The organism is Pleurocapsa sp. CCALA 161, from assembly GCF_003003995.1.
Lineage (GTDB): Bacteria > Cyanobacteriota > Cyanobacteriia > Cyanobacteriales > Xenococcaceae > Waterburya.
Window position 1 is genome coordinate 16,569 of the sequence record NZ_PVWF01000070.1, and the last position, 10,683, is coordinate 27,251.

Genomic DNA, 10,683 nt, shown 5'->3' on the forward strand with positions numbered 1-10,683 from the left:
CAAGCGTCGAATCCTCCCGGGCTTTTGTCCCGCCGTGGAGCTACCTAATAATAAATTCTTGTTAGGTGGCTTGCTTCTCTTGGACCAGCACTTTTTAACCTTGCTGTAAATCTTACCACTGTTAATAAGTCGGAACCCTAGAAGCGATCGCAAATTTTCTTACTGTTTAGATTATCTGCTGGCTGCGAGAAAAAATGTATAAGTTGTTACCCAACACACAAATAATTATTATTTTTGGCTACTAATTAGAGCGAAAAAACTGCACAATTTCTCCAACAATATCTGAAGTCCAATGTTCTTGGGGATAGTGTTTGGCTGTCGGCAACTCAACTAGAGTAATTTTTGAATTAGCAGTTACTAACTTTTTAACATCATCAAGATCGAGCCAGCTATCGGCTGCACCCCAAATAATTAAAATGGGTTTTGACCATTTTTTCAAACCTGCTTCTATGGCGGGGGTTACGGTATCAAGCTGTAATTGTTTGAGGGTTGTCATTAAGGCTCGACCAACATTTGAGCTTTGCAAGAAAGGTTTCCGCAGAATATTCAGGTCTTTGTCTTCGATCACAAAACCACTACCTTTTTCTAGATTGCGATCGACCAACAAAGGATCTTGAGTCATCATGTCCCCCACCACAGGAAAAGTCATTTGCTTCATTGACCAAGGCAGCTTTGCTCCAGAAGTAATTGGCGTATTGAGAATAATCAAGCCTGTAATTTGTTCTGGGTTTTGTATAGCATACTGAACGCCAACAGAGGCTAAAAATCCTTGAACAACTAAATAAAACTTTTCTAACTTGATCGCTGTAATAAATTCACTTAAGCCTGTTAGATATGCTGCGGGAGTATAAGCAAAATTTCGCTTATCAGGTTTATCGGAAAATCCTGAGCCGATCCAGTCGGGGGCAATGCTAGGAATATTTTCTGCTACCAACAGGGTCATTAATTTCTCCCAAGTGTAGCTATGGGCAGGTAAACCATGTAGAAAAAGAAGGGGAGTACGTTGCGTAGCTATGCCCTTCGGCTTATCGCTCTCTATTTCAGTTTGACGATAAAACCACTGGAATTCTCCAACCTGGATCTTATCTGTTTTAATAGACATTTATTGTTTATTTTTATAATTAACTCTTTGAGGAAGCATACCGTATAAAGGATGAGAGAGATGAGATCAGTTAAATCTAATTTACTCACAAATATTTAGCAGAAAAGATAAATAATACCAATTTAAACCGCGTCTATTTTGAAAACCGTAGTTTTTTTTGCTTCTGGATCGAGGTGTTTTATGATCCAAAAGCGATGCCTTCGGCTAGTTTCGCGATCGCTTCAAGCCAAGAATATAAAAATTACAGCAAATTCTTGTTAATTACACCCTAAAAAACATTTAAACCAAGAATTACTTTTACTTAATCTAAAAATATCAAGATTTTATCAAGAACAATAATAATTCTCAATATCCAATATTCCCATAGTGGTTTGTCAATTTTGAATTGATGAATTGAGGTCTCATTACTTTCAATGTCCCTCAAAGCAATTTTGGCAGATTAAGAAATTGCGCTGGCAATTGGTATATTTGACGATTTTACGCTTCCTTCAGATTTATATACCTCAAATAGTCCTTATTGCTAAATATTAGCTAAAAAATTAACAGATCATGAGCGAAAACAATAGCGTAATTTTTATTCATCCAGACGGTGCAAGTCCTTCACACTATGCAGCAGGACGTTTAGCCTCTGAAGGGCCAGATGGCAGATTAAACTGGGATGAGATGACTAATGCAGGGGTTTATCTCGGACATTTAGACGACCAAATTGTGGCTACTTCTAATGCTGGTGCGGTCGCCCATGCTTACGGTATTAAGCCTTACGCAGGTAGCTATGGTCTAGACGAAGAGGGAAATCCTTATACATCTCTTTCAGGTCAATCAGGTACGACCATTATGGAAGAGGCGATCGCCCAAGGCAAAGCGACAGCTGTGATTAATTCTGGCTTTATTGCTGAACCTGGTACGGGGGTATTTTTAGCTGATGCTGAAAGTCGTGATGACGTTGCTACAATTACTGCTGAAATAGTCGAGTCTGGTACTAACGCGATCTTGGGTGGGGGTGAAATTCATTATTTACCTAAAGGTACAGTCGGACGTTTTGGGGAAGAAGGTATCCGTGAAGATGGACGCAACCTGATTCAAGAAGCTGAAGACATGGGGTATACGGTAGTTTATACTTTAGAAGAATTACAAAATCTTCCTGCCGATACGGAAAAAGTTCTAGGGATTTTTGCAGCCGAAGATACTTATAACGACCTGCCCGAAGAAGCTTTAAAACAAGCAGGCTTGGTGGATGCAGAGGGTAATTTAATTTCCTACGGTCAACCTGGTAATGAAAATCCGCCGACTGTTGCTCAAATGTTAGAAGCAACTCTGGGTTTAAATACTTTCAGCCAGAATGAAAAAGGTATGTTTGTCGTCTTGGAAGAAGAAGGCACAGACAACTTTGGGAATAATAATAATGCGGCGGGAACAACTGAAGCAGTATTAAGAGCAGATGAAGCGATCGGTGTTGCCCAGGACTATATTGATCATGTTAATCCCAATACATTGTTAGTGACGGCTGCTGATAGCGATGGAGGGGGTTTGGAAGTCAACGATGTTGAAGGGGAAACAGTAGGTGCTACCGAAGTGCAACCTCCTTTTGACACAGAAGTTCCCTATGATGGCACAACTGGTAACGATACCGCCCCGTTTACAACTGGCGCACCCGATGCTGACGGTGACACTTTTGACTACGGTGTTCAGTGGGCTGGTACTCCCGATTTCGCAGGTAGTATTGTCTCTAAAACCTATGGTTTAAATGCCGAAGAACTTCCCAGTACTGTAGACAATACAGGCATTTATAGTTTGATGTATAAAACTCTCTTTGATGTAGAGTTAGAACCCCCTGAAGGTGTGCCTGATGAGATTAAACCTGCCCCTGAACCTACTGAAGATACAGGAAATGTGATCTTTATTCACCCAGATGGTACAAGTCCCTCTCATTATGCTGCGGCGCGAATTGCTTCGGAAGGCACAGATGGCAGATTAAACTGGGACAACATGACCGATGCAGGAGTTTATCTCGGACATTTAGATGACCAAATTACTGCTACTTCTAATGCTGGTGCGACAGCCCATGCTTTCGGAATTAAGCCTCATGCTGATAGTTACGGTTTAGACCAAGAGGGTAACCCTTACACGTCCCTTTCAGGTGAATCAGGCACGACTGTTATGGAAGAGGCGATCGCGGCTGGTAAACCAACTGCAGTCATTAATTCTGGTTTTATTGCTGAACCTGGTACTGGTGTATTTCTCTCCGATGCTGAAAACCGTGACAATGTTACGGAAATTACCGCCGAAATCGTTGAGTCTGGTGCAGATGTAATTATGGGTGGTGGTGAAATTCACTATCTACCTAAAGGCACAGTGGGACGTTTTGGGGAAGAAGGTATTCGCGAAGATGGGCGCAACTTAATCGCCGAAGCGGAAGCCAAGGGTTATACTGTTGTTTATTCTCGCGAAGAATTAGCCAATTTACCTGCTGACGCTGAAAAAGTCCTGGGGGTTTTTGCGGCCGAAGATACTTACAACGACGAAAACGAAGCGACCTTAAAAGAGGAAGGTTTTGTTGATGAAAATGGCGAACTAGTTCTCTACGGACAACCAGGAAATGAAAATCCCCCTACTGTTGCCGAAATGCTCGATAAAACTCTAGGTTTGGATAAGTTCGCCAACGCTGAAGATGGCTTTATGGTTGTTATGGAGGAGGAAGGTTCGGATAACTTTTCTAACGATAACAATGGTGCAGGAAGCGTTGAGGCTACTTTACGGGCTGACGAAGCTATTGGTGTAGCTCAAGATTTTGTTAACAATGTTGACCCTAATACTTTGGTGTTGACTGCTGCGGATAGCGATGCTGGTGGTTTAGAAGTAATTGATGTCGATGCGGACAGCGAAACTGTAGAAGATATTAACGTCCAATCAAAAACTGTCTCTTTTGGTGAGGATGCTGATGGTGTTCAAGTTCCCTTAGATGGCACGACAGGTAACGACACTGCCCCTTTTACCACGGGCGCACCTGATGCAGACGGCGATAATTTCGATTTTGGTCTTGCTTATGCTACTACTGATGATGTTGCTGGTAGCATTGTTTCTAAAGCTTATGGTTTAAACTCAGACCTATTAGAAAGTACGGTAGATAACACTGATATGTACAGTATTATGTACCAGACTTTATTTGGAGTTGAACCAGAAGCAGAAGCTAGTGGCGAAGAAGATACTAGTTTTGAAACCTTATTTGGTACTACAGATATCGATATTGTTGAACTGGAGGGAAGTGGTAAATTATTTTTTGCTGCTGAAGGTAACGATCTAGTCAATGCTGCTATTAGTGGCGAGGGTAACAACCGTATCAATCTGGATGCTGGTGATGATCTGGCTATTTTAGGTAGAGGGGATATTCTTGTAGGTGCTGAAGGTGTAGATCGTTTCTTCGTGACTAATGGCGGTGATAATCAAATTACTGGAGGCGAAGGCGCAGACCAATTTTGGCTTGCTGACGGGCAATTTCCCGAATCAGCTAATATCATTACCGATTTTGAGTCTGGGGTTGATGTTCTTGGTATTGCTGGCTTGGGTGTTAGCTTTGAGGACTTGAGTATTACCGATAATAATGGAGATGCTTTAATTGCTAATGGTGAGAAAAACTTAGCGATTCTCGAAAATGTGAATGCTGACAGTTTAAATGCAGACAATTTTGTTTTTGCTTAGCTAGAGTTAACTTTAGTCTTGGTAAAAATACACAATGTAAGCAACCTCATCTTATTGAGCCAGCAATTCTCATTTTGAAAGGAAAATGTTCTCTATTGTTTGAGGAAAAAGCTGCGATGGCTGACTAACAACCCACGAACTTTCTGATAAATAGAATTAGCTACATATCACATAACATAGACCAAAGCTAAACGCCCAGGATGCAAAGCTAGTTGACCTAAGAGATGAATAAAGTTCATCTCTTAGGGTCATGCCAAGATTCCCTTGAGGAAAAGCTCATCATTAATTTACATCAACGCCAGATTATTTTAGAGTCGGGACAAAACTACGAATATGGCAAGCTAGTTATTGCCTTGGGTAGCAAAACTGCTTACTTTATATATTCCTGGGGCTGCGGAGCTTTCTTTACCTTTTACTTCTGCTCATGAAGCGATCGCCCTACTGTTAGATGCCCCTGTATTTGCCCCAGGATTAGCCTTAGAAGAAGTAGCTAAACGCTCTGTAGATTGGTGGTTAACTGCCGAAGATTTACCAGATCCTAATAACCGAGTTACGATTCAAAACGGTAAGATTTCTCTCGATTATGTCGATAATAATACTCAAACCTTTGATCGCCTGTTAAATCGTTGGACAGAAGTATTAAAATCCATTGAGTGTGGCGATCGCATTTTACCCTGTTCTCTCTATTTTCGCAAACGCATTCCCCTACAAGGTGTTGCCCATCAATGCGGTACTTGTCGCTTTGGCGAAGATCCCAAAACCTCGGTTTTCAATCTTGATTGTCGCACCCATGATGTCGAGAATCTCTATGTAGTCGATGTTAGTTTGTAGTTTTGCTTCTGCTTTTCCTGCGGATATTTGGACAGCATTTTGGCTTGATTATTTTGCCCCACCTTTAGGAATGTTCTTAGCTGCCGAAATCTATCTTAAATACCCTAAACGCCCTCAAGTTCTTTGCGGTAAGCTTTGTCCAAATAGTGAAACACCTTGTATTTGTAAGCATTGTTGTTGCGAAGAAATAATCATCATTGCGAGTCAAAAAAATTATTAATAATTAGGATACAAATCATGAATCTCAAGTTTGGACGGGAAGTATGTAATAATTTGGCAGTTGCCAGATCGCGAGAATGGCTAGTTACCAATGGTATTGGTGGTTATGCTTCAGGAACAATATCTGGTGTACTAACTAGACGCTATCATGGTTTACTGATCGGGGCATTAAAACCCCCTGTAGCCAGAACTTTACTATTAACAAAACTAGACGAGACTGTTAATTATAACGGGCAATTTTACGATTTAGCCGCTAATTTTTGGGCAGATAGCATTGCACCCCAAGGATATCTAAATATAGAAAGTTTTTATTTAGATGGGACAATCCCTGTTTGGAATTTTGCTTTTGCTGATGGACTATTAGAAAAACGAATCTGGATGCAGCAAGGAAAAAATACTACCTATATTCACTACAGCTACCAAAGAGGTAGTCAGCCTCTAACTTTATCCCTCAAAGCCTTAGTGAACTATCGCGATCATCACGGCAAAACTGAAGGTAAATCGCTTTTTGCGATCGCTCCTTATAAAGAGAAGGGTTTAGAGATTAAAGCTTTTACTGATGCTGCCAGTTTATATTTATTACCGATGCAAAACAGCCAAAACCATAACTTTAGTTGGTCAATTAATAATACTTGGTATCGAAATTTTGCTTTAGCAGTAGAAAAATATCGAGGCTTAGATGATACGGAAGATCATCTGCTTGCTGCCATTGGCAATCTTACCTTACAGCCAGGAGATTCCATAACTATTGCTGCCAGTACAAAAGAATCATGGAGAGATGATGAGCAGGAAAAACATCAGCAAGAACAAAAATTAATTAATCTTTTCTATTCTCAGAATAAACTGGAAACTGCACCAAAATGGATTGAACTGCTAGTTTTAGCAGCAGATCAATTTATTGTAAATCGCCCGTTAACCGATAACCCTGAAGGAAAAACAATTATTGCGGGCTACCCTTGGTTTACTGATTGGGGGAGAGATACCATGATTGCTTTACCAGGATTAACGATCGCTACAGGGCGTTATGATATTGCCAAAACTATTCTGCGCACTTTTGCTAAGTATGTAGATCGGGGAATGTTACCCAATGTCTTTCCTGATGCAGGAGAAACTCCCGAATACAATACTGTAGATGCAACTTTGTGGTACTTTGAAGCAATCCGTGTCTACTATGATGCTACAGGAGATCGAGAATTACTGGCTGAATTATTCCCTTTACTGACTGAAATTATCGACTGGCACATCAAAGGTACTCGCTACAACATCAAGATGGATGATGACGGGTTACTCTATGCTGGCGAAACGGGGGTACAGCTTACTTGGATGGATGCCAAAGTGGGAGATTGGGTAGTTACACCCCGTATTGGAAAGCCAATTGAAGCAAATGCCCTTTGGTATAATGCTTTAACTTGCATGGTGTATTTTTCCGCAACTTTAAGTAAATCTGCCAGTAAATATCAGGAAATGGTAGATAAAACGCGATCGCATTTCTCGAAATTTTGGTACGAAGAGGGTGGTTATTGTTACGACGTAATTGATTCTCCTAATGGCAACGATCCCAGCTTTCGCTCTAATCAAATTTTCGCCGTGTCATTACCTGTAATGGGTTTGGGCGCAAGGCTTGCGCCCCTACAATACGCACAACAAAAGATGATAGTAGATAAGGTAGGACAAAAATTACTGACTTCTTATGGATTGCGATCTTTATCAACCGAACACGCCAATTATGTGGGAATCTATGGCGGAAATCAATTACAAAGAGATGGTAGTTATCATCAGGGAACTACTTGGGGTTGGTTGATCGGTCATTTTGTACAGGCTCATCTGCAAGTTTATAACAATCCTGAACTAGCTCGTAGTTTTCTTTTACCAATAGCCGATCATTTACGGGATGCTTGTGTTGGCAGCATCAGCGAGATTTTTGATGGGGATGTACCCTTTGTTCCCAGAGGTTGTTTTGCCCAGGCTTGGAGTGTAGCAGAAGTGCTAAGAGGATGGCTATTGACTAATCATAAATTGTTCTAATAATTATTCAGTCCTCATGAAAAAGCAATTAATAAAATGCTTATCTCAAGCTTATCAGTATTTAAGAAAACATAAAGTACAGCACGTTTCTACAGCACCCCAACGTTTACCAGCATACCTGATAGCAGCAGCAGGAATTGAAGCATTTTACTTCCGCGATCCTGATGGACATAATCTTAAGATCATTCATTTTCCTGCGGATAAAGGCGATCCGAAATGGCAAAATCCTACAGACAAGTTATTTCTAGGTATCGATCATACTGCGATTTTATCAGTCAATGCAGACAAGTAGTTAATTCATAACTAATATTCCTAAATTGAAACCAGAAATACAATCCCATTTAATTTGAATCGTTACACTAAAGCAGATAGCTATTAGCAGACTATAGAGCAAAGTAAAACAATGCCACAAGATTTACTAACCGTCGGAGAATATTTAGCTAAACGCTTACAGGAAATTGGCATCAATCAAATTTTTGGTGTAGTAGGGGATTATGTCTTAGATTTAATGGATGTCTTGCTGCAAAATAATCTTCAGTTAATTGCTACTTGTAACGAACTCAATGCAGGTTATGCTGCTGATGCTTATGCTCGAATTAATGGAGTTAGTGTAGTTTGCGTTACCTATAATGTCGGCGGACTGAGTTTAGTTAATGCGATCGCAGGAGCTTATGCTGAATTAGTACCAACTATAGTAATTAGCGGTGCGCCTTCTACTACTCAACAAAGACAAAACCTCTTGCTTCATCACACCGCAGTAGATTACAATCTGCAATTAGAAATATTTGAAAAAATTACTGTAGCCGCCGTCCGAATTACCAGTCCCACTCAAGCAGCCAGACAAATCGACCTGACTATAGCTGCTTGTTTGCGAGAGCGCAGACCTGTATATATAGAAATTCCTTCTGATATGGTGAATTTACCCTGTCCCGTATCGGAAACACCAGAACTACCTCCCAGTCCAATTATCGATCAGCAAGCTTTATCTGAAGCGGTAGAAGAAGCTATTGAACTATTGGAAAAATCTCAGCGTCCAGTGATTTTGGCAGGAGTAGAACTACATCGTTATGGTATTGCCAACTTACTGAGCAATTTACTCGATCAAACAGGATATCCTTTTGCCACAACTTTATTAGGTAAATCTATCCTCTCGGAAATGCATCCCCAATTTATTGGTAGTTATGCAGGAACTTTAAGTCAGGAATACGTCCGCCAGAGAGTCGAAACCGCCGACTGTATTTTATGCTTGGGGGCTTTTATGTCAGATATTAACTTGGGTGGTTTTACCGCTCAATTGCCCGAAACTAAACTGATTAATGCTAACTCTGACAAAGTTAAAATCAAACATCACTTTTATCATCCTGTATCTCTACCCGCTTTCATGACGGGTTTAACCGACAAGCTTCAGTTTAAGCAATCCGAACTATTAGATATTCAACCAGCAAAAAATGGCTTATCTAAAAAATTTGAGCTTAAAAAAGCGCAAAAACTGACTAATATCAGATTTTATAATCGTATTAATCGTTTTATCTCTGAATTGCCAGGAGAATCAATCGTAATTGCTGAAACTGGAGATGCTTTAATTGCCACCATCGATTTGGTACTTTATGGCAATACAGAATATATTGGACAAGCATTATATACTTCTATCGGTTATGCCGTTCCTGCCTGTTTAGGAGCAGCGATCGCCGCACCCCAACGCCGACCAATTGTTTTAGTAGGTGATGGAGCGTTTCAAATGTCTTGTCAGGAGTTATCTACCATTATCAGACATCAACTCAATCCTATATTCTTTTTAATTAACAACGACGGTTACAGTATTGAACGAGCCATTCATGAAGGTTCTTATAACGATATTCAACCTTGGAAATATCACCAACTTCCTGAAATTTTTGGTAATAGTTGGAGTTGTGAGGTCAAAACTGAAGGAGAATTAGAACAAGCTCTAGAAAAAGCCAAATTACTAAGCGATCGCCTTTCTTTAATTGAAATTCATTTAGATCGTCTCGACTATTCCCTGGGGGTCAAACGATTGGGAAAAGCCATCAAAGAAAAGCGATCGCTCGATTACAGTGACCAGTGAACATTAAATGGTAACGGGGTTTAGAGGAATTTAAGTTTTAGGGGGGAAATAAGGTAATTTTACTGTTACTTGAGTACCAACTATAGAAGATGACTCGATACTCAACTCTCCGTCATGAGCCTCGACAATCCGTTTGACGATCGCTAATCCTAAACCATTGCCCTGAGATTTGGTTGTGTAGAAAGGTGTTGTTAAATTTGATAATACTTCTGGGGGAATTGGCTTGCCACCATTATGAACTTGAATGCAGACTTTTCCCATGATTTCTGTGGTGACTTGAATGGTTACGGTTTCACCTTCGTCGATAGCTTCAAAGGCATTGGTAGTTAAATTAATTAGCACTTGTTTTAACTTAAGTAGCTGGGTGAAATTAAATATAAAATAACGGATTTTTATTTTTCTCCCCTATCTCCACTACTCCACTACTCCACTACCTCACATATAGTCATTCCAATTAATTTCCTTATGGTAGTTTTGTATTGATAATAAGGTCAAATCTTATTTGCTACTTACTATAGTCATTTTAATTAATTTCCCTATGGTTACTTTGTATTAATGATGATGGTGAATTTTACTTGTTACTTGTTACTTGTTACTTGTTACTTGTTACTTGTTACTTGTTACTTGTTACTTGTTACTTGTTACTTGTTACTTGTTACTTGTTACTTGTTACTTGTTACTTGTTACTTGTTACTTGTTACTTGCTACTTGTTACTTGTTACTTGTT

Annotated in this window: 7 protein-coding genes, 1 pseudogene and 1 riboswitch; of the genes and pseudogenes, 6 read left to right on the forward strand and 2 right to left on the reverse strand. The window is 40.0% G+C overall.

Features of this window, described 5'->3' with window-relative positions:
- Positions 1-11 precede the first annotated feature (11 nt).
- A riboswitch (guanidine-I (ykkC/yxkD leader) is annotated at positions 12-152 on the reverse strand.
- 89 nt (positions 153-241) lie between these two features.
- On the reverse strand, positions 242-1,102 hold the full coding sequence (locus tag C7B62_RS16310; protein WP_106238930.1) for an alpha/beta fold hydrolase: 861 nt from the start codon (positions 1,100-1,102) through the stop codon (positions 242-244).
- Between the two features lie 549 nt (positions 1,103-1,651).
- Between C7B62_RS16310 and C7B62_RS16315 the strand changes: the two genes are divergently transcribed.
- The 6 genes and pseudogenes from C7B62_RS16315 to C7B62_RS16340 all read left to right on the forward strand — a co-directional run bounded on the left by C7B62_RS16315 (position 1,652) and on the right by C7B62_RS16340 (position 9,956).
- Positions 1,652-4,798 carry an alkaline phosphatase gene (locus C7B62_RS16315; RefSeq protein ID WP_106238934.1) on the forward strand — a complete coding sequence of 1,049 codons (3,147 nt, stop codon included), beginning with the start codon at positions 1,652-1,654 and terminating at the stop codon, positions 4,796-4,798.
- Positions 4,799-5,146: 348 nt separating this feature from the next.
- The gene (locus C7B62_RS16320) at positions 5,147-5,629 is read left to right on the forward strand and encodes a GMC oxidoreductase (protein WP_199194226.1); all 483 of its coding nucleotides are present in this window, start codon (positions 5,147-5,149) and stop codon (positions 5,627-5,629) included.
- Entirely contained in the window at positions 5,616-5,849 is a 234-nt protein-coding gene (locus tag C7B62_RS16325) for a hypothetical protein (RefSeq protein WP_106238937.1), read from the forward strand. Before C7B62_RS16320 ends, C7B62_RS16325 begins: the two co-directional genes overlap by 14 nt.
- Positions 5,850-5,866: 17 nt before the next feature.
- Positions 5,867-7,873, forward strand: coding sequence for an amylo-alpha-1,6-glucosidase (locus C7B62_RS16330; RefSeq protein ID WP_106238941.1), 2,007 nt, complete (start codon positions 5,867-5,869; stop codon positions 7,871-7,873).
- A gap of 46 nt (positions 7,874-7,919) precedes the next feature.
- A pseudogene (locus tag C7B62_RS16335) lies at positions 7,920-8,159 on the forward strand (VOC family protein); the annotation flags it as partial.
- Positions 8,160-8,276: 117 nt separating this feature from the next.
- On the forward strand, positions 8,277-9,956 hold the full coding sequence (locus tag C7B62_RS16340) for an alpha-keto acid decarboxylase family protein (RefSeq protein ID WP_106238944.1): 1,680 nt from the start codon (positions 8,277-8,279) through the stop codon (positions 9,954-9,956).
- A 30-nt stretch (positions 9,957-9,986) separates the two neighbouring features.
- Here the strand turns inward: C7B62_RS16340 and C7B62_RS16345 are convergent, their stop codons facing one another.
- Positions 9,987-10,352: an ATP-binding protein gene (locus C7B62_RS16345; protein WP_106238948.1), complete on the reverse strand. Its 366-nt coding sequence runs from the start codon at positions 10,350-10,352 to the stop codon at positions 9,987-9,989.
- Between the last annotated feature and the right edge of the window lie 331 nt (positions 10,353-10,683).